Here is a 20,640-nt window from a genome sequence, read left to right as displayed (position 1 = left end):
CTATTCGCTGATCAGGGTCAAGGCGCGAAACAACTTCGGATCGATGGTTTCGTCAAAGCGGCAGCCGACATGGCCGCCCTTGCACCATATGGCGGTTGCCGGAACAGATTGACCGCCATCAAAGCCCAGCCAAATACGCGCGCCTTCGGCAAAAATTTGATCGCTCGCAACCCGGCAGCCATAGATAGACACATCGATCAACTCGCCAGCCGTAGCGGTTTTGCCTTGCTGCCTGATCTTGGTCCGCTGGATCTGAACGGCATGACGATAGACTTGGCGCTGATCAACAAGCGCCGGTGCAACCGCTCGATATTGCGAATTCATAAGTCCCATGGTCCCCACCTCTAGAACGGGAGACTATCGAAGTCCGGTCAACAAACGGTTAATCAATCCGTGGCCAAGCCCGCATCGGACTTATTCAGCAGCTTCGAGCGCTGGTTCGCCTTCATCAAGCCCCCGTTGCGAATTGGGGCCGTAAAACTGGATAACCCCGTCATCAATCGCGCCGTTGAGCAGAATATCTTTATCGTAGAGATAATCCTGATTGAGCTTCCACGGCATGGCGGTGCTGTTGCGCGGCAATTCATTAATCGCCCGTTGGATATAGCCGGAAGAGAAGTCGAAAAGTTCTTCCTGCTCGACGTCCGTGTCCAGCACCGGATTGACGATCCGTGTCGATGTGGCATCCATATGGTTGAGCAACCGGCAGGTATATTCCGAGACGATATCCGCCTTGAGCGTCCAGCTGGCATTAAGATAGCCGAACACGATCGCCAGATTGGGAATGTCGGAGAACATGCAGCCCTTATAATAATAATGATCGGGCCAGTTGACCGGCTTGCCATCCACCTCAAACGCGACCTTGCCAGCAACCGCCATCTTCAGGCCCGTGGCGGTGACAATGACATCGGCGTCCAGCGTCTCACCGGATTTGAGCTTGATGCCGCTGCCGGTCACCGTGTCGATATGGCCGGTCTTCAAATCAGCCGTACCGGCGGCAATCGCTTTGAACATATCGCCATCGGGGACGAGGCACAGGCGCTGCTCCCACGGACCGTAAGGCGGCGTGTAATCTTCCTTCACATATTTGTCGCCCAGCTCTTTCTTCATCGGCTTTTCGAGCTTGCTGATCACCTTTTCCGGATTGTCGCGCGACGCCCGGAAGGTGATATCCTGCATCCAGACATTCTTCTTGCGGATGATCGCATAGGCCCATTTTTCCGGCATCACCTTGCGCAGGAAATTGGCCAACATATCTTTCGACGGGCGCGCCGCATACCAGGTCGGGGTCCGTTGCAGCATCGTGACATGGGCTGCTTTTTCGGCCATCACCGGGACAATCGTCACCGCCGTCGCGCCGCTGCCGATAATCACCACTTTTTTGTCGCTATAGTCGAAATCCTTGGGCCAGAATTGCGGATGAACCACGTCGCCTTTGAACGACTGCAAGCCCTCTATCTTCGCGTCATAGGGATTGTCATAGTCATAATAGCCGGCGCCCATATAAACGAAATTGGCGTGCATCACGACCTGCGAACCGTCGGCCTTCTCAGCCGTCACGCTCCAGCGCGCGTCTTCGCTCGACCAGCTTGCGGACAAGACTTTATGACCAAAATGGATATGCTGCTCCAGATCATTCTTGTCCTTGATCCGGTGGAGATATTTGATGATCGAAGGGCCATCGGCAATCGATTTTTGTTCGGTCCAGGGTTCGAACTTAAAGCCCAATGTGTGCATGTCGCTGTCGCTGCGGATGCCGGGATATTGGAACAGGTTCCAGGTCCCGCCAATATCGTCGCGGCGTTCGACTATGGCAAAGCTTTTACCGGGGCATTTGTCGCCCAGATGCACCGCCATGCCGATGCCCGAAATCCCGGCACCGACAATCAGTACATCGACCGATATCGTTGCGTCGCTAACCGTGTTGGCGATCTGTGTCGCCCCCGTCTTGTCAGGCATGCCGTCTCTCCCAGCTTTTTACAACTATGCCACCGCGAGGGAAAAGTTGCAATTGGCAATTTAACCGGTCGGTTAAGCCATGGCCTCCCTCCGCGAAACAGACTAGACTCGCCCGATGATTGAAATGCCCCAGATCCCGATCACCAGACATCCGGTCCCGGACGAGAAAGCCGCAGCAATTGGCGACTCGGTCGCGACCGCCACGGCGATCAAGACGGAAAATGCCTCGTCGCGGCTAGCCGAACCCGAGGATGCCACGATCTTCCATGAATTTCTCAGCGATCCGCAGATACACGCGCCCATCTACACGCTGCCCCGCCCGTTGACGGTCGATGCAGTCCGCGACTTTATCAATGACCATCTGGCACAGCGCGAAAAAGGCATCGGCTTGCTATTCCTGAATTTTGACGACCAGGGCCGGATCGGTGGCTATACCGATATCTGCATCTGGCCGCAGTGGGCCGCCGGCGAACTGGGCGGCGCGGTCCACCCCGACCGGCAAGGGAAAGGCCGCGGCATCGAAGGCGCACGGCACAGTTTCGACTGGATGTTCGACCAGCTCGGCCTCGACCTGATCTGCGAAACCGCCTCGCTCGACAATCACCGGACCGCCCATTTGCTGGACGGACTGGGCTTTCGTCGGATGGGAGAAACCCTCAGCCAGCGCGCCGACGGCTCCACCCGGCCGTCGCTGGTGTGGGAAGTGACCCGCACACAATGGCAGAAGCACACCGCAGACTAGTCGCTGAATAGCCCGAGATCAGACGCCGCTTAACAGCCATCCAAAGCTGTGATAGCTGGGCGCCATCGAAACTATCTTCCTCTTGATGGGTCTCGCGCTCGCGGGTTCGGGATTGGCGCTGGCCTTGCGCAGCGACGTGCTGTTCATCCGCAACGAGACCCGCCGCGTGCCCTCTCAGGTGGTTCGCCATCACCATGCCAAGCGCGGCGGTGCAACCATGTATAGCGCAATATTGCTGGTGCCCGATGAGCGCGGCGGCTTTATCGAGGTCCGCGATCCACTCTACACACCCTTCCCGACCCCGGTGATCGGCGAGATGATGACGGTGGTCCACCCCGCCGGCTATCCGGACAAAGCCCGCATCCCCTATCCGATATTCCGCGCCGCAATGTATGGCCTTCTCGGCTATGTATTTGTCATTTCCGGACTCGGGTTAACCGGGCTGGGATGAAGCCGAACGGGCGCTATCTGCAGAAAACTAACGGAATCGTGGTATTTCAAAAGCTTGAACATCATTCGACTTATTAAAAAATGTAGTCAAATTGGTCTTAATTCTTCTTCCGCTTGGCCGTCTTCTTTGATTATCCAAGCAGAGAAAGGATCCTCTCCCCCATGTATATTGTTATCAGTCCATTCTTTTTCAGTTCCGGCATTCAAGGCGCATTGCCGCCTGCCCAATCCAAGATGATCATAGTCGGTCGGTGAAGATTCATGCTGATAACATATTGGGAATCGATCGCCGAAAAATCGATAGACTTTGCGGTGTCGCAATTGTCGCTGAAAAACCTGATCCAGATTCTGCTATTTGTGACCATCTTGTTGTTTATGGTCGCTGGACTTGAGTGTTTAGACGCACAAAGCATCCGCAGCGGGGTTACATTTCAATGGTCGGATTCACAGTCTAGCCAAACAGATTCGGCAACTTTGTCAGGCGTCACCGTCGACGGCATTATCTATGATGCTCTGACCTTGCCGACAAGCTATACAATGCTGCAAGTTGGCCCCGGTGGCCACAGCTCAAACCACATCCGGCAGAACGGCGTGCAGATCGAAAGCAGCAGTGCAAACGCGTCGTGGAATAGCAGTGCAACCGCAGCTTTCACCAGCAGAAACCTCAACTTCAAATTCGAAGCCAGCGCGTCCAACAACAATGCCAATATTTGCGACAATTCCGCTGCGATATCATCGACCTCCAATCAGATCCAACGTCTGTCATACGGTTTTGGTGTTCCCGCAACCGCCGGTTCTATCCTCGCGGTGACCGAGCGCAACGCGAACAACTGTTACTATATCCGGATATTTGGCACGCCAGTGGGCGGCGGGGCCGAGCAGATCATTGGTGGAACATTCGTCCATGGTGGATCAACATTGTGGGGGGCGACCACCAGTGCGCCTGCAACCGGAGTCGACTATTGGGGATCCGGCCGGGTCAATTCCAACAATGGCACGATCGGCATTGCATTGTTCCTGCTCGATCCTCTTGTTCCGGTCGGCTCTGTCATCACCAAAGTTGATTTTATTGCCGCCACCCAGGACCATGGGGACGGCAAGATATTCATCATGAAATCGAGCGCGCCAATAGCCGCCGATGACGATAATGCGGGTTCGATCGATGTTGGCGTTGGCGCAACGGATATTCTCAACATATTGACCAATGATAGGCTCCGCGGGCTCGCGCCGACGGCATCCTCGGCAACGATCTCGGTCGTCACCGCAGCATCACACGCTGGCGTAACGCTCGACACCGCCAGCGGCAATATCAGCGTCTCCGCCGGCGTACCGCCTGGCACTTATGCAATCGAGTATCAAATCTGTGAAACCGCCGATCCGACCAATTGTGATACGGCAACCGCAACTGTGACAGTCGTCGGGTTACACATCACCAAATCTTCGATCGTCATTTCCGATCCGGTGAGCGGCACAAGCAATCCCAAGGCCATTCCTGGCGCGACGATGCGATATTGCATCCAGGCCGAAAATCAGGCGAACAGCGTCACCGCACAGGCCGTCAGTATTTTCGACGACCTGCTACCGATGGCGGTGACATTTCTGCCCGGCACGATCAAGATCAATGGCAGCACCATTGCCGGAGAATGTGACTTCTCGACAGGCACTCCTGGCGGCTCCTACTCTGGAACCACGGTATCGGGACAGCTTGACGACTTGCCGCCCGGCACCACCGCCACCCTATATTTTGATGTTCTGGTGGATTAGCCGCCCGGAACCGAGAGTGATCCGGAACGCACGGTATACGTAAAGTTGGAGTTTGCCGGAAGGCGTATCAGCGGTGCTTCATCCCGCCGCAGCGACTAGAATGAAATCTGAGGTCCCGTCGCGCTGTGGATATCGAAACCCGGTGCGCTTTGACCATTTTGCGGTTGCTCGCCCAGAGGGCCCTGCGGATGGCAGTCGGACCCATTGAACAATTCCACATTTACCGGCTCGGCAAAGAGCACCCCGAACCTGTCTTGGTCTACCCAGCGAACCTCGCCCTGCACCCGGCCATAGCCTTGCTTGATGACGCTGATCAGCGAGAAAGGCTGCAAGCTGCCCTGCATTTCCGCCCCCATGCCATGGGTCGACAGGTTGGTCACAACGGCCGAGCAGCGGCGGCCATCATCAAACTCGATCTCGACATCGGTCCGCCGGTGAACGCGTTCTTCCCGCTCGTCAGAGGGCGCTGGTTCAGGGGCAGCATCAAGGTCAAAACTGTTCATTTGTCTAATGACGGTCGGATCGGCTGGGATTTAACGGCTTGGGGACAAAAAAAGGGTCGGCGCTTTGCGGATGTTTGCTAGCGGCGCAAAAGCCGATATTGGGCATCACGCAAGAAGGGCCATCATCCGCAGCATCCCGAACGGGAATAGTGACGCCCATAGAAAACCCCGCCGACCGGAATGGTCGAACGGGGTGTTGGAACGACGGGTCGCAATCTCCGTTCCGATAGGGGGTGTAGCATTTGGAATATTGGCTGCATTGTACAGAATGGACAGCGGGCTAGCATTTTAATGCCACGCCCATTGGCCAAGCTGTCGATACCCGCAACTGCGGATAAGCGGGCGTTGCGGCTGGAGTTTGAGCAGTGGTTGCTTCCGCCCAGAACATCTCCTATCCAAACCATTCCGAAACGGCGATCTAGCAGGGCCAACGGCCTAAAAGTTGGTTGATCAATTGATGCGAGTTAAATTTTGTTCGAACGTTTGAAAGTCGCGTCCCAATATATATTGCCAAAACGGGGCCTTACCGCCTTTGCTGGCCGCGTTGCCGGGGCAGAACAAGGCAAGTTTACAACCCGACTCATCCGCTGGTTCGTTGGCCAATATGCGGTCGATATGAGCGAGGCCCGCAATCCCGACATCGCCAGCTACAAAAGCTTCAACGCCTTTTTCACCCGTCCGCTCAAAGCCGGCGCACGCCCCATTACGGAAGCGGATTTTGCCTGTCCGGTAGATGGCGCGATCAGCCAGCTTGGTGATATTGATGACCATCACATCCTTCAGGCGAAGGGCCATTCGTTCACTACGACCGCATTGCTGGGCGGAGACACTGCATTGGCAAGCCAGTTTCGGAACGGGAGCTTCGCCAATGTCTACCTGTCACCGAAGGATTATCATCGCATCCACATGCCTTGTGACGGCAAGCTTACAAGCATGACCTATGTGCCCGGTTCGCTATTTTCCGTTAATCCTACGACTGCGCGCGGCGTGCCTGGTCTTTTCGCACGCAATGAGCGGGTGATATGTATATTTGAATCACCAGAGCATGGCACATTCGCCATGGTCCTGGTCGGCGCTACAATTGTCGGAAGCATGGAGACTATATGGCACGGCCTTGTCAAACCAAAGCCCGCCAACCAGATGACGCAATGGACCTATGCCGACCAGAATATCACGCTCGCAAAGGGCGATGAAATGGGTCGTTTTCTGCTCGGCTCAACCGTGATTATGCTGTTCCGGCAACATGCCATCGATTTGTCCGCCGATTGGGCACCGGAAAAATTGGTGCGTCTTGGCGAAACAATGGGCAATCGCCCCGGTTTTTGACATTGCATCGACTTGCATCAAGAAACAACGAAGCGGAGATCGCACCGCTGTCCGCTTTCAGGATGAAGCCGTCCTTTGGAACGCTAAACACTTGTAGAAGAGCCTAGCCCGGACTTAGGTTTCGTGCATTTAGAAACCATGGGCAAACTTGCTGCGAGACGTGAAAAAGGCTATCAAGATCTTCTCTGGTGCGAGGAGTTTTCTATGAAACGGTTGATAGCTTCATTCATTGTGGCGACTTCGCTAATATCTTCCGTGCCCGCATCGGCAGAACAACCGAGTGACACAGTTCCCGAAATCACCGATCTGGAAATCGCAGATGCTGATGAGCGGATCATTCTTCAGAATATCGCCGTCATTTCGTCGCCTGTTGCCGATGTTTGGGCAGCATTTGCGACCGAAGACGGATATAAATCATGGGCTGTTCCCGTTGCATTTGTCGATTTTCGCGTCGGTGGGTTTTTTGAAACAAGTTATAATCCTGAGGCAAAAATAGGCGATCCAGCCAATATCAAGAACGAAATTCTCGCGTATATTCCGGAACAATTGCTGGTGCTTAAAAACACCCAAGCGCCTCCAGGATTTGCGTCGCGCGATATTTTGGACCGATTGGTATCGGTGTTTCAGTTTGAAGCTTTGGAAAATGGTCAAACCAAAATCACCATTTCAGGCATCGGTTACGGCCCGGATGAAGAATCGCAGCGACTGGTCAAATTTTTCAAAGCCGGCAACAGTTGGTCGCTTGGCGAGCTAAACAAAATGCTGGCAAAAAAGCGCAACGCTCAATCCGACCGAAAGACTCCGTTTATACCTTAGGCAGCTTACCTTAAATTTGCGGTTCCTGGTGTCCGCTTTGGGCGCAAAAGCGGACATTAGAAATTCCAACATCGCATTTTTTTGTGGAAGGATGGGAATTCGTATTGACCTTTGGACTGGATGCAAGGCCTAATAGAATAATTTAGACCGATCTCTTCGCTGGTGTGGGAGGAAGCACAACATTTATCAGAAGCTAGCCTTCAAGTTATGGCCGCAAGAAAAGGGTGCGTATTCTCGTCGCATGATTTTAAGCGGTCTTATCGCAATGACGGGAATATTTTCTTTTCCACCTTCGTGCATTCTAGAATATTTTTGGGTTGCAACGTCATTCATTTCATTCGTTTACGCATATTCACTAATTTTGCGATTTCGAAAGTGCGGACATGGGCTGGTTTGCCAGACGACCAAATCTTTCATGCCTGGGGTTTTCGTGCCTTGGGTTATCGATCCATGTCCAAAGTGTGGCAAAAGAGATTTCGACTTGTGAACTCTAATGTCCGCTTTCGGGATGTTGCGGTCGCAAGCTTAATGTCCGCTTTGGGCGCAAAAGCGGATATTAGAACTAGGCTAGGCTGAAGACAGCAGGTAGTTCTGCGACATTAACGACCTTACGTTAAATGAGAGGACGGCGATGATCGAAAAAGAAGACAAAACCATGATAAGAAATTCTTGCGCGGGCTCAATGCATGCAACCTGTAATTAGGACATTGGCATTAGGACTGGTTGCGCTGTCAAGTTTGTCTTCGTGTAGTCACGTCCAGAGGAATCTGAAATCTTTTCAATCAAAAATTTGTAATGATCCAGACGCAGTCTCCAATGGCAAATATGATGTGAAATTCGATTTGGTTTCATCCTCTCATGGCTATGCCATCTACTTTGAAAGTTGTCCTGAGAAGTATTTCAGTGTCGATATGTCGAAGATCATTCCAAGAGATCAGTTGCATTCCGATATAGCTCGGGCAGCTTATCGAAACGTTCAAGATCCAAATTTTGTTTTGAGAATAAATGGTTTGGTTGATTATAAGTTTCTCAAAAAGGATGATTTTATCGGAGGGGAATTTACAGTTCTCTCAATAGAGAGCTGGAGGAAGGCTGACAATTTGTCGCTGGAATAAAAATGGAAGGATCGCCGCCCCGGTTCATCAACCTAGTGTCCGCTTTCGGGATGTAGCAGCCACTAATGCAGAAGCTGCCCTTCGGCAATCGCCCCACTTGTGGAGCTTCCGTTTGAGTGTAAAAGAATGGTGATGAGAAAGCTTTTTACTTATTTCAGAAGCCTTTGGCCGATGGCCTCTGCCATACTGTGGCCGGTGTGGATGGCTCTTATGGTCATTAGTGCATTTCGCTGGTTCAACGGCAGTTTCGTTCCATTGTCATCCGTTGGCGATGCCACTTATCGGTTTTTGTTCTTGATCTTCGGTACCCCGTTGATGGCATTCGGCGGGGCGGCCACGTGCGATCTGTTAGTCCGTTTGAAGCGGAAGCTGCGACTAAAACAATGAGAGCGGAATGTCCGTTCCCTACTCAATTGTTGCCGTCAAAAGCGACCAATGCTAGCGTCCGCTTTCGGGATATTGGGGACATTGTGGCAATGTAAGCTGACCTTCCGCTAACGACCCATTTCCAGACCTTTGCTCCATCATTTGCCAATAGCAGTAAGGGGCGAAAAGCGGTCTCTAGATTTGTTCTACCTTGTTGTATGAGTTCATTGAAAGCGTTGGAACTTAAGCTTACACTTAAAAAATGAAGTTTAACTCTTATCGACTCTTGGTTCTGGCACTCTCTGCATCACTGGTAGCTAGCTGTTCAATGTCAAATGGCTTGCCAGATATTGCAGAAATAGACGCAAGTAAGAGTTGCGAGTGTGTGCTCTATGGCAATTGTTTGATCCCGGAAATGGCAGAAGGAACCAGTCAAGAGAGAGACTTTCATTGCGCGTGGTATGGGGAGGACAAAAAACGAGCCGTGTGCAATTACGAGAATAGAGTTATCCATGATAACCCGGATATCTCTAATGGGAATTGGTCTCCCGTTTCAGTGGATTTTAAGAAATCGCTATCTGGTGAATGGTGTTGGACCGAATTTGGGTAAAATCCCGCTTTCGGGTGTTTCCAGCCTCCAGCACGTGACTTAGTTGGCGTCCGCTTCCACCCCCACTTTCAGACATTCGACGGGATGAAAGCTAATGTCCGCTTTCGGGATATAGCGGATATAACGCAATAGTTTGGGATAACTGAGATGACGGATCAAGATGGAGAACTAATTAGATTTTTGATCGAATGTGAAAAGATGCTTGCGGACATATTAGAGGAAGACCCATTCGAAATAATTGAAAAAGAGAGTCATAAAACAAAGGCAGGCGCATTTTCCGGCAACATCTCATATTATATGCTTACACAAGATAAGAAAATCGGCCCTTTCCATTTGAGGTGTGAAAAGGAAATGGGTCAAGATATAACGCTCAATTTATCCTAGTGATTTTTGCTAATGTCCGCTTTCGGGATGAAGCGGACGTCGATAGACATGCCGTCTGAAGTGAGTTCTTTCCTACATAGAACCAAATAGGTTATAAATCTCTCTTTGACAAACCATAAACGGACTGCCGCTCCGATTCCTCCGGACCGGTGATGCGGTCAGGATGGTCTCTTAGAAGGAATATGGCTTATGGGTTTTCAGGATGAATTTAAGCGGCGTGTGGCGCTTCGGCAGGATCAGGGTAACGGGAATGCGGCTTGTCATTCCCGCGACAGCGGGAATCCAGGTGACGCTGACCATGCTAGCGAAAGTGGCGGTAAACTGAGGCACCACCTCCACGCGGACGATGCCGTTGAGAATGACGGTGACTATAAATCTGTTCGTCCTGAGCCTCTAGAATGCTCTAAACTCGATCCTTCGACAGGCTCAGGACGAACGGATGGAGGCGATGCCCCAACCCGCACGATCCGCCACGATGGCTGGCACCCCGATATCCGCGTCAAATTTCTCGAAGCGCTGGCCCATACGGGCAATGTCGGTGCGGCGGCGATGTGGGTGCAGCGGACAAGACAATCCGCCTATGCCCTGAAAAGACGCGATGTCGATTTTGCACGGGCCTGGCTGGCCGCGCTGGTACTGGCGCGGGAGGCGGCCCAGGATGCGCTGCAAGAGCGGGCCATCGAAGGCGTCGAGGAAGAGATTTTCTATCATGGCGAGGTGGTGGCGACGCGGCGGCGTTATGATAGCCGCTTGCTGCTCGCGCTGCTGGCGCGGCTCGACAAGGTCGCCGAGCAGATCCCGGCACAACGCGGCGCGGCACGCTTTGGCGATATGCTGGATGCCATTGGCGCCGGCGAAGACACCGCCCCGCTGATCGCCGCTCCGACGGAAGAGGAACTGGCGACGCGGGCCGCCGAAGCTGAGACGCCCGGGAGGCCGGAGCAGGAGGAGGAGGAGGAGGACGGCGCGGAATTTTACGCGCTGACCTGGCCGGATGATGACGGACCGCCTGACTATTACCGCATGACCCCCGAAGAAGCCGCCGAGATGGAGCGCCAAGTGCCCGGACTGGTCGCGAAAGCCACCGGCGCATTGCATGATGATGCGCGCCTTTCCGCCATCATCGGCCGCGCCGAAATGGCCGCCGACATTGCTGCCGTGGGCGCGCTGGCGGCGGGGAAAGGAAAAAATCTATGACCGTGTAAACTTTGTCAATTTCGGGTGGGCGATGGGCATGCTGACAAGATGGATCTGAATGCGCAGACGAGAGTGTCGGCAAACTGGGTCCCCGCCTTCGCGGGGAAGACATGGATGTTATGTAGCCGCGACCCCGAACAGGTCATGCTCGTCGGCATCTTCAATCGTCGCATCGATGATATCGCCGACGGACAGATCGGCGCTGACGTTGCGCAGGAAGACATTGCCGTCAATTTCCGGTGCATCGGCTTCGCTGCGGGCGGTGGCACCGATATCGCCGTCTTCGTCGGGTTCGCCGATGTCGTCGATGATGACGGGCAAGGTGCGACCGACTTTGGCGGTCAGTTTCGCGGCGCTGATCCGGGCGGTCACTTCCATGATCCGCTGGTACCGCTCTTCCTTGACCTCTTCGGGCAAGGCACCGTCAAGCGCATTGGCTTCCGCGCCTTCTACGGGTTCGAAGCGGAAGGCTCCGACGCGGTCAAGCTGGGCTTCTTCGAGCCAGTCGAGCAGATATTTGAAGTCGTCTTCGGTCTCGCCGGGGAAGCCCACGACAAAGGTCGAGCGGATGGTGAGATCAGGGCAAATGTCGCGCCAGCTTTTGACCCGCTGCAGCACTTTGGCTTCATTGGCGGGGCGCTTCATCCGTTTCAGGACATTGGGCGCGGCATGTTGAAACGGAATGTCGAGATAGGGGGTAATCTTGCCCTCGGCCATCAACGGGATGACCTTGTCGACATGGGGATAGGGATAGACATAGTGGAGCCGGGTCCAGATGCCCTGCCCCTCGGGTGTCCGCAGTTCACCCAGCGCGGCGGCGAGATCGGTCATATGGGCGCGGACGTCGCGGCCCTGCCCGGTCGGGCCATTCCATGGGCGGGATTGATGCCGGATATCGACACCATAGGCCGAGGTGTCCTGGCTGATGACGAGCAATTCCTTGGTGCCCGCTTCGACCAGCTTCTCCGCTTCGCGCAGAATCGCGTCGGGACGGCGGCTGACCAGATCGCCGCGCAGGCTGGGGATGATGCAGAAGGAACAACGATGGTTACAGCCTTCGGAAATTTTGAGATAGCTATAATGGCGCGGGGTTAGTTTCAGGCCAGCTTCCGGGACCAGATCCACAAAGGCGCCGCGCGCCGCTGGAGCCGCCGCATGAACCGCCGTGACGACATCTTCATATTGATGCGCGCCGGTGACCGCGAGCACATCGGGAAAACGATCCATGATCATATCGGCTTCATTACCCATGCAGCCGGTAACAACGACGCGGCCATTTTCGGCCATTGCTTCACCAATGGCTTCCAGGCTCTCTTCCTTGGCGCTGTCCAGAAAACCGCAGGTGTTGACGAGCACGACATCCGCGCCGGCATAGTCGGCCGACAGGTCATAGCCGTCCGAGCGCAGCTGCGTCAGAATGCGTTCGCTGTCGACCAAGGCCTTGGGACAGCCCAGCGAGACCATGCCCACTTTGGGCGGAGAAGGAATTTCAGTTGCCATATTGCGGGCGCTTTAGGCGTGTTTTGCAAGCGAGTCACGCCCTCGCGCACGCAAACTGGTTTTTCCGGTCAATTCAGTGTAAACAGAGGCTTCATAAATCTGGGAGGGTGGAATGAATATCTTTGATGTAAACTGGATTGCCGTCGTCGTGGGGGCGTTGGCGGGATTTCTGGTCGGGGGCATCTGGTATGGTCCGGTGATGGGCAAGAAATGGATGGGCGCGGTGGGCCTGACCGAAGAACAGATCAAAGAAGGCAGCATGGGAAAAATATATGGCGGGGCATTTGCCTTCAGCCTTGTCGCTTCCTGGACGCTGGCCCATACTTTCGCGACCTATACGATGGATTTGTCCTTTGCGGTAAAAGTGCTGACCGCCTTTGGCATTGCGCTCGGCTTCATTGTGCCGGCGATTGGAACCAACTATCTGTTTTCACAGAAGAATAAATCACTATTCTTCATTGATGCCGGCTATTGGCTGCTCTTCTATACCGCGATGGGTGCGGTGCACGCCTGGCTGGGCTAGCCCTCTCCGGCTAGCGTATCGGCGATGATCCGCCAGACCTTGGGGTTGAAGCCCAGGCCCAGATGACCGCCATCGACGCGGATGTTGCGGGCTTGCGGATTGTAGATGTCCTTGGCGATATCGGGCCCGACAATGCCGTCGCGGTTGGAATAGAGAACGGTCAACGGCTGGTCAAAGCCGATGCTGTTCCGGTCATGGACCTCGCGTTCGAACTGATCGAGCTCGATATTGGCTGACTTGGCGTAGCGTTGGCCGGGCGAGGTATATTTGGGACCGCCAATGATCGGCGTGCCCATGGTGATCACCTCGCGCACCAGATGCGGGCATTGCCGTGCGGTTTCACGAGCGATAATCCCGCCCAGCGACCAGCCGATCAGAGTGAAGGCCTGCCCGCCATTGTCGGCGAAACGCGCTTCGGCCACCTCGATGAAGCGCGCAATATCAGGGTCTACCGACCCTTTGTTGCGGCCGAGCGACCAGTCGGCGACGTCATAGTTTATCTGGTTGAGAAAGCCTTCCAGCGGCCGCATCGATAGTTCGCTGCCGCCATAGCCCGGGATCAAATAGATCGGCCGTCCATCGCCGCGCGGCGCGGTCACCAGACGGGGCCACTGCAGTCCAAAGCGGAATAGATCGAGCGGCAGCGACAATTCGCCAAGCTGCGCCAATCTATCGGGTGCGCGCAGTCCGGTGGGCATGGGTATCGCGTCGGCCATCATCAAGCTCCATCATCAAACCGCCAGAATAGATGTTTATTTCGCAGGTGCAACATGAACTAAAGAACAGCCTGATTCAGGCTTTCTCGCTAGCCTCTTTGCCAGCGCCATTGCCCGGAATAATCTCGACGATCACATCTCCGGCTTCGAGCTTCTTGGCTTCGGTTTCCCAGAAGCCGATGACCGTGTCGCCCCGGTATATCCTGACGCCAAGGCCCGTACCGACCACTTCGCTCATTGCCATCCCGACTTCGTCCTCGGCAACGGCCCGCTGGACCAGCTTGACGCGCCCTGTGGCGGAAGCGAGATCGCTGAGATAGTCTGAAATCTTTGCACCTTCACAACTACCCGCGAGCAATAGGCCGGCGAAACTGACCGGGTTGATAACCGTGGTGGCACCGGCCTGCCGCGCCAACAGCTCGTTATCCGCAGCCTTGATCGACACGCTGATCGGCAAATGATAGGCCAGATGCCGCGCGGTCAAGACGATCAGGATGCTGGTATCATCACGCCCCGCAGACACGATCAACGATCGCGCACGTGAAATCTTCACATTCATCAACGCGTTGTCGCGCGTGGCGTCGCCATTAATCACTGCACAGCCGAGCTTCTCCGCTTGTGCCAAGGCATCATCCGAACTGTCAATCACGACAATTTCTTCAGGCTTGGTGCCGCGCGCGAGCAGTTCTTGAACCGCTTCACTACCGCTAGTACCATAGCCGGCAACCACAATATGGTCGTGCAAATTGCTTTGAATCAGTTTCATGCGCCAATTGTCCCAGGTTCGTTTGAAAACAAAATTATAGGCCGTGCCGACAAAGATTAGCACGACGAAGATGCGGATAGGAGTCACAACCAGCGCATCAAACATCCGCGCGCGCTCCGTAACCGGAACGATGTCACCATAGCCCGTGGTGGTGATGGAGATCATCGTGAAATAGACAACATCCAGGAAACTGACGTCACCATCATAGCTGTCCTGCAGGCCGTTGCGATCAAAATAATGCACCGCTACCGCCATGCCCATAAGCGCTAGGACAAAGACCACCCGCCATGCAATATCTGCCCAGATCGGCAGGCTTGAGCGACGTCGAAGAGTAAAATAGTCAGAAAATTTGCGGTTGCTGTTTCCTACCATCGCGAATTCAGCTGCGCTTCGGCAAATGGATTTTCGGATTGACCGGCTTGCGATTCTTTCGAATTTCGAAATGCAGTTGCGGCTCCTGCACATAGCCACTGTCACCGGCAAGGCCTATCACCTGACCCACTTTGACCTTTTGGCCGCGGGTAACATTCAGCGTGTCAGCATGACCGTAAGCGGTAACCCAGCCGGAGCCATGGTTGATCAAAATCAGTCCACCGAATACGCCAATTTCGTCCCCGCTATAGGCGATAACACCATCGGCGGATGCCCTGATTGGCGTGCCTTTAGGGACACCGATATTCAGACCATCATTGACTTTGCCACCGCCTTTGCTGCCAAAAGACGAAATCACCGTGCCATCAATCGGCCATTGGAACCGTCCAGTAAAACCCGCCGGTGTCGCGATGGTTGCATTGGGTGTAACAGCTTTCCGCCAGTCCGATGGCTCTTTCGCGGCCGCGCCGTCGGCTAGCGCCGGCTGGCTGCCAGTGACAATATCATCGATATCGAGATCAAAGGCCGCTGCACGCTGCTCGATGCTCAAACTCGCAGGGTCGCTGGGCACAGTTGCCGGTAGCAGCAGTTTCTGGCCCACGCGCAGAACATAAGGTTCTTCCAAAGCATTCAAAGCCACAACTTCGCGCCATGGCGCACCATAGGCGCGGGCAATCGCGATACCAGTCTCTCCGGAGTTTACTGTATGGTAGCGCCCACCGGATATTGTGAGCTGCTGACCCGGTTGTATGATATAGGGATCAACCAATCCGTTGGCTGACGCAATGAACTGCGATCCGGCGCCAGTTTTGTTGGCAATCCCCCGCAATGTGTCGCCGGGTTGCACAATATATATACCCGATTCCACCTGCTGGGCGTTTACGGTAACGGTGCTGGTTTGCCACGTCGATGGCGGTGCCTGATCAGGCGCGGTGCCGAGCACATTAGGATCGGTCGGCAACTGCGGCCCTGCTTGTGGTGGGGCATAAGTATCGCGACCGGGTGGAATGCAGGCCGTAGTGCCCAGAATCAATATCAGGATCGCAATCTGCCGCATATGTGATCCCATGAACAAACTCTTCCCTCTATGGCGCTACTATTAGCAGCAAAAGCGCTGCTTGCCAGCCCCGTTTGGCCAAAACTAGCGAATTTGCGGCACCGCGTCTCACATTCAGCGGTAAAGTTTTGTCAAACCATCCATCGATTCATAATGCGTTAGATCCAAATGAAGCGGCGTAATGGAAACATAACCATCCGCGATCGCTTCCAAATCGGTGCTATGGGCCGGCGTTTCTACCATCGGACCGAGGCCAAACCAGTGATATTCAAAGCCGCGCGGGTCACGATTGCTGACGATCTGAAGCCGGCCATAGTCTCGAATACCTTGCGAAACGACCTGTACGCCCTTCACATCATTCGCCGGCAGTGCCGGGAAATTGATGTTCACCAGTGTCCGGTGATCCATGCGCTGCTTGATCAGAGGGCGCAGCACGCGCTCGCCCCATTGCGATGCGGCTTCGAACGGTAGATTTGCTCCCATATCTCCGCGAACAAAAGTCTGGCTAAGCGCGATCGACGGAATTCCGGCCAACGCACCCTCCATTGCAGCCGAAACAGTTCCGGAATAGGTAACATCTTCCCCGAGATTGGCGCCGCGATTAACGCCGGACAAGATGAGGTCCGGCGGGCCGTCTTTCATGATTTTTGCGACCGCCATCATCACGCTGTCGGTGGGTGTCCCATCGACCGAATATTGCTGGTCGCCGCGCTTGCGGATCCGCAACGGCCGGGTGAGTGTCAGCGAGTGACCAGCGCCTGAATTCTCGTCAGACGGAGCGACAATCCATATATCGTTGGAAAAATGCGAGGCGATGTCCGCCAAAATCTTCATGCCCGGTGCATCAAAACCATCATCGTTGGTCAGCAGGATACGCATTACGCTGGCTCCAATTTCTCGATACCGCCCATGTAGGAGCGCAAGGCTTGCGGAATTGTGACTGAGCCGTCCTCCTGTTGATAATTTTCAAGCACAGCAACCAATGTCCGGCCAACCGCCAAACCAGAGCCGTTCAGCGTATGCACAAATTGCGTTCCTTTGGTCTCGCCTTCTGGCCGGAAGCGGGCATTCATCCGTCTGGCCTGATAGTCACCGCAAATCGAAACGCTGGAAATCTCGCGATAGGTATCCTGTCCTGGTAGCCAGACTTCTAGATCATATGTTTTGCGAGACGTTGCACCCATGTCACCGGTACAAAGCAGCATCTTGCGATAAGGCAATTCCAGCGCCTTAAGAATCGACTCCGCGGCCTCCGTCATCCGTTGATGCTCAGCATCACTGGTATCGGGATGCACGATGGCGACCATTTCGACTTTTTCAAACTGATGTTGGCGGATCAGGCCTTTGGTATCCTTGCCAGCAGAGCCTGCCTCGCTGCGGAAACAAGGAGTAAGCGCGGTTAGTCGGATCGGCAGCTGTGCTTCCTCCAGAATCTGTCCGTTAACGCTATTGGTCAGGCTGACCTCGGCGGTTGGTATCAGCCAGTGTCCTTCAGTCGTCTGAAAAGAATCTTCCGAAAACTTGGGAAGCTGCCCGGTACCGAACATGGCCTCATCGCGCACCAAAACGGGTGGCGCGCATTCCTGAAAGCCATTGATCATTGTCTGCTGATCCAGCATATATTGACCGATAGCGCGCTGCAATCTGGCAATCTGACCGCGCAAGAAGGCAAATCTTGCACCGGACATCGTGGCTGCCGTTTCAAAATCCAGACCCAATGCAAGGCCAATATCGCTATGTTCCCGCGCGGTGAAATCGAATGTGCGCGGCTCACCCCAACGTTCAATCTCGACGTTGCCTTCTTCATCCGCACCAATCGGGACGTCATCAGCGGGCAGATTTGGAAGAGCCGCCAGACTATCCTGCAATTTACCGGAAACCTCTCGCTCTTTTTCTTCTATCTCGGGCATGGTGCTTTTCAGCTTGGCGACTTCGGCCATCAGCGCTTGCGCTGCTTCCTCGTCCCCTTGACCTTTGGCCTTCCCGATGGCTTTCGAGGCTTCGTTGCGACGAGCCTGACCTTCTTGCATCTGGGTTTTAAGCGCGCGGCTTTGTTCATCCAGTGCGAGTATATTTTGAGCAACGGCTTCGCCCCCGCGCTTCACAAGCGCAGCGTCAAAAACTTCCGGATTTTCGCGAATATATTTTATATCATGCATAGCCAATGCCTATGCCGTTCGTCCGTTTCACTTGCAAGACTGCAAAGAAAAAAGCGGCCAGATTGCTCCAGCCGCTTTTTCAATCATTTGGTGCAGATCGTCTAGACTGCAGCTGCCTTTTTCGCTTTGCGACGGCGGGCAAATAGCGCCGCTGCCGCTGCACCGAAGAGCAGGATAACTGGTGGAGCAGGAACCTCGGTACCGCCGGTTGACCCGCCGGTGGATCCCCCAGTGCTGCCACCCGAAGATGAACTAGAGCTGCTGCTTGAGGTCGAAGTCGAGCTGGAGCCAGACGACGTGCCCGACGAACCTGTTGACGTGCTGTTGCCGCCGAAGCTCGAGGAACCGCCGGTTGCACCAGACGACGTGCTCGTAGAACTGCCGCCGGAACTGGAAGAAGAGGAAGAAGAGGAGCTTGAACCGCTGCTCGTAGAGCTACTGGATGCTCCTGAGCTTCCTGAAGATCCTGACGAGCCCGAGCTTCCTGAAGATCCAGAAGAACCGTTAGAGCCGCCTCCTGATGATCCATTGGAACCGCCGCCCGAGGAGCCATATCCACCAGAGGAACCATGTCCACCAGAGGAGCCATGTCCACCAGAGGAACCGTTGTTGCCAGACGAACCGTTGCCGCCAGATGAACCTGATGAGCTGCTCGACGAACTACTCGAAGAACTGGAGGAAGACGAACTGCTGCCCCCTGTCGATGTACTCGTAGAACCGCCAGTGCTGGTGACGCCGCCAGTCGATGTACTAGTGGAACCGCCTGTACTGGTTACACCACCGGTCGAGGTGCTGGTGGAACCGCCCGTGCTAGTGCTGGAAAAGCCGCCGGTCGAGGTGCTGGTTGATCCGCCCGTGCTAGTGCTAGAGAAGCCGCCGGTCGACGAACTTGTGGAGCCGCCGCTAGTGGAACTACCGCCAGAAGACGTGCTGGTTGATCCGCCACTGCTGGTGGAGGAAATAACGACGCTACCGCCGCCGCCACCGGACCCGCCGCCGCCAAAGAAGCCACCAAAGAAGCCGCCGCCAACTCCGCCGCCGCCGCTGCTGCCGCCAATCACGACAGGGATAGAGCTACCCCCACCATCATGCATTGGTGGTGGTGGCGGTGGCATGTAAGGAGGCAATGGAATCGGCATGGGTTGTTGAGCCGGTGCCTGGGCAATGGTGACCACGGTTGGCTGGCAAGCCGTCACCGTTTTGGTCACAGTACGCCGCGTGCGCTTTATCTTGCGCGCAGACTCACCTTTTCTGACCATGCGGGCCCGAACCGGTTTCTTTTTTGTGAGTTTCTTCACATAAGGAGCCGCAGGCGCCTCTGAAACATGAACTGCGCCACCGCCAATTAACGCCCCACCGCAAGTGCAAGCGCATAATTTTGCTAAAGCCATCCGTACCGACATAATATCATCTCTCTTCCGCTGTGGAAACAATTAGCCTATCAGCATTTAGTCGCTGACGGTCTTTCTCGTTTTTCCGACGTACACAGAAACGCAGAAGAAATAGTAAACCACAATTGCGTTAACCCTGTTTCCCTCAGCAAAATGATAAAAACCCTTACCAGAATCTATCCAACAACAGTTAATGTCCCGAATTGGAACCATTGGCGCCGACTTTCTTGCAAAAATGCTAAAGAATGGCGCATTTGCAACCAATAGGAAACGAACCCGATTCGTTTTAATCTGTCAGAAATCTGCTCCGATCCTCATTGCCTACCGCTGATAATCAGTGATTTTTGGATTATTGGGCAAACAGATATTTTGCGCCTTGTCTCGAATTAGTGTGCTGGCTATAGGCTCGCAATATAGTTAGCCCCATCCCTTCGGATTCTATCGGGGCAGGTGTTTGGAGAGTATGTTGGCATCCTCGGTTAAAAAAGCATCCAAAAAGAATAGCGCAGAAGTAACCCTCGCAGACGGCTACGAACCGAGCGAAGATGAAGAGTTTATGGATGAGCGCCAGCTCGCCTATTTTAGGCAGGCTTTGGAAAACTGGAAACAGGAAATCATCGGAGAGTCCAAGGAAACATTGGCCCATCTGCAAGATGGCCCGATTCAGGAAGCAGACCTCAATGACCGTGCCTCTAGTGAAACCGACTGGGGCTTAGAGCTGCGAACACGTGATCGTCAGCGCAAATTAACAACCAAAATCGAAGCGGCCCTGCGGCGCATTGAAGAAGGTGAATATGGCTATTGCCAAGTGACCGGCGAGCCAATCTCGCTTGATCGACTGAAAGCAAGGCCGATAGCGACGATGACCGTCGAAGCGCAGGAAGCCCATGAGCGGAACGAGAAAATCTCTCGGGATCAGTAGTT

The 20,640-nt window shown here is 54.4% G+C and carries 20 protein-coding genes; 11 read left to right on the top strand and 9 right to left on the bottom strand.

The window, feature by feature from the left end:
* Positions 1-333 carry a PilZ domain-containing protein gene (locus tag ABJV08_RS05470; protein WP_348037590.1) on the bottom strand — a complete coding sequence of 111 codons (333 nt, stop codon included), beginning with the start codon at positions 331-333 and terminating at the stop codon, positions 1-3.
* An 81-nt stretch (positions 334-414) separates the two neighbouring features.
* On the bottom strand, positions 415-1,959 hold the full coding sequence (locus ABJV08_RS05465; RefSeq protein WP_348037588.1) for an NAD(P)/FAD-dependent oxidoreductase: 1,545 nt from the start codon (positions 1,957-1,959) through the stop codon (positions 415-417).
* Positions 1,960-2,074: 115 nt separating this feature from the next.
* Here ABJV08_RS05465 and ABJV08_RS05460 point away from each other — a divergent pair, with 115 nt between their 5' ends.
* The 3 genes from ABJV08_RS05460 (at position 2,075) to ABJV08_RS05450 (ending at position 4,915) form a co-directional block, all read left to right on the top strand.
* Positions 2,075-2,701, top strand: coding sequence for a GNAT family N-acetyltransferase (locus ABJV08_RS05460; protein WP_348037586.1), 627 nt, complete (start codon positions 2,075-2,077; stop codon positions 2,699-2,701).
* 85 nt (positions 2,702-2,786) lie between these two features.
* Positions 2,787-3,152, top strand: coding sequence for a hypothetical protein (locus ABJV08_RS05455; protein ID WP_348037584.1), 366 nt, complete (start codon positions 2,787-2,789; stop codon positions 3,150-3,152).
* Between the two features lie 260 nt (positions 3,153-3,412).
* A complete protein-coding gene (locus ABJV08_RS05450; protein ID WP_348037582.1) occupies positions 3,413-4,915 on the top strand; it encodes a hypothetical protein in 1,503 nt (500 codons plus the stop codon).
* 95 nt (positions 4,916-5,010) lie between these two features.
* Here ABJV08_RS05450 and ABJV08_RS05445 read toward each other — a convergent pair whose 3' ends face one another.
* Positions 5,011-5,418 (bottom strand): PilZ domain-containing protein, encoded by a 408-nt coding sequence (locus ABJV08_RS05445; protein WP_348037580.1) that lies wholly within the window; start codon positions 5,416-5,418, stop codon positions 5,011-5,013.
* A gap of 507 nt (positions 5,419-5,925) precedes the next feature.
* Between ABJV08_RS05445 and asd the strand changes: the two genes are divergently transcribed.
* From asd to ABJV08_RS05420, 5 genes are all read left to right on the top strand, one after another.
* On the top strand, positions 5,926-6,744 hold the full coding sequence (gene asd, locus ABJV08_RS05440; RefSeq protein ID WP_348037578.1) for an archaetidylserine decarboxylase: 819 nt from the start codon (positions 5,926-5,928) through the stop codon (positions 6,742-6,744).
* 204 nt (positions 6,745-6,948) lie between these two features.
* Positions 6,949-7,560, top strand: a complete 612-nt coding sequence (locus tag ABJV08_RS05435; RefSeq protein WP_348037576.1) for an SRPBCC domain-containing protein — start codon at positions 6,949-6,951, stop codon at positions 7,558-7,560.
* Between the two features lie 830 nt (positions 7,561-8,390).
* Positions 8,391-8,675: a hypothetical protein gene (locus ABJV08_RS05430; protein ID WP_348037574.1), complete on the top strand. Its 285-nt coding sequence runs from the start codon at positions 8,391-8,393 to the stop codon at positions 8,673-8,675.
* 1,123 nt (positions 8,676-9,798) lie between these two features.
* Complete coding sequence (locus ABJV08_RS05425; RefSeq protein WP_348037572.1) at positions 9,799-10,035, top strand: hypothetical protein; 237 nt, start codon at positions 9,799-9,801, stop codon at positions 10,033-10,035.
* Between the two features lie 189 nt (positions 10,036-10,224).
* On the top strand, positions 10,225-11,232 hold the full coding sequence (locus ABJV08_RS05420) for a hypothetical protein (RefSeq protein WP_348037570.1): 1,008 nt from the start codon (positions 10,225-10,227) through the stop codon (positions 11,230-11,232).
* A gap of 117 nt (positions 11,233-11,349) precedes the next feature.
* On the opposite strand, the gene rimO is transcribed toward ABJV08_RS05420, so the two are convergent.
* Positions 11,350-12,732, bottom strand: coding sequence for a 30S ribosomal protein S12 methylthiotransferase RimO (gene rimO, locus ABJV08_RS05415; protein ID WP_348037568.1), 1,383 nt, complete (start codon positions 12,730-12,732; stop codon positions 11,350-11,352).
* A gap of 112 nt (positions 12,733-12,844) precedes the next feature.
* On the opposite strand from rimO, the gene ABJV08_RS05410 reads away from it, so the two are divergent.
* Positions 12,845-13,255: a DUF1761 domain-containing protein gene (locus ABJV08_RS05410; RefSeq protein WP_348037565.1), complete on the top strand. Its 411-nt coding sequence runs from the start codon at positions 12,845-12,847 to the stop codon at positions 13,253-13,255.
* On the opposite strand, the gene ABJV08_RS05405 is transcribed toward ABJV08_RS05410, so the two are convergent.
* The 5 genes from ABJV08_RS05405 to serS form a co-directional block, all read right to left on the bottom strand.
* Complete coding sequence (locus ABJV08_RS05405; RefSeq protein ID WP_348037563.1) at positions 13,252-13,971, bottom strand: alpha/beta hydrolase; 720 nt, start codon at positions 13,969-13,971, stop codon at positions 13,252-13,254. The two genes, ABJV08_RS05410 and ABJV08_RS05405, sit on opposite strands and share 4 nt — an antisense overlap.
* A 76-nt stretch (positions 13,972-14,047) precedes the next feature.
* Positions 14,048-15,109 (bottom strand): potassium channel family protein, encoded by a 1,062-nt coding sequence (locus tag ABJV08_RS05400; protein ID WP_348037560.1) that lies wholly within the window; start codon positions 15,107-15,109, stop codon positions 14,048-14,050.
* Between the two features lie 7 nt (positions 15,110-15,116).
* Positions 15,117-16,178: a LysM peptidoglycan-binding domain-containing M23 family metallopeptidase gene (locus tag ABJV08_RS05395; RefSeq protein WP_348037558.1), complete on the bottom strand. Its 1,062-nt coding sequence runs from the start codon at positions 16,176-16,178 to the stop codon at positions 15,117-15,119.
* Positions 16,179-16,280: 102 nt separating this feature from the next.
* Positions 16,281-17,045, bottom strand: a complete 765-nt coding sequence (gene surE, locus ABJV08_RS05390; protein ID WP_348037556.1) for a 5'/3'-nucleotidase SurE — start codon at positions 17,043-17,045, stop codon at positions 16,281-16,283.
* Positions 17,045-18,325 (bottom strand): serine--tRNA ligase, encoded by a 1,281-nt coding sequence (serS, locus tag ABJV08_RS05385; RefSeq protein ID WP_348037554.1) that lies wholly within the window; start codon positions 18,323-18,325, stop codon positions 17,045-17,047. Before serS ends, surE begins: the two co-directional genes overlap by 1 nt.
* Positions 18,326-18,556: 231 nt before the next feature.
* Here serS and ABJV08_RS05380 point away from each other — a divergent pair, with 231 nt between their 5' ends.
* Positions 18,557-19,444: a hypothetical protein gene (locus ABJV08_RS05380; protein ID WP_348037552.1), complete on the top strand. Its 888-nt coding sequence runs from the start codon at positions 18,557-18,559 to the stop codon at positions 19,442-19,444.
* Between the two features lie 735 nt (positions 19,445-20,179).
* Entirely contained in the window at positions 20,180-20,638 is a 459-nt protein-coding gene (dksA, locus tag ABJV08_RS05375) for an RNA polymerase-binding protein DksA (protein WP_348037550.1), read from the top strand.
* The last annotated feature ends 2 nt before the right edge of the window (positions 20,639-20,640 follow it).

Source organism: Parasphingorhabdus sp., from assembly GCF_039982395.1.
Classification (GTDB): Bacteria; Pseudomonadota; Alphaproteobacteria; order Sphingomonadales; family Sphingomonadaceae; genus Parasphingorhabdus.
This window is presented reverse-complemented; position numbering and strand designations above follow the sequence as displayed.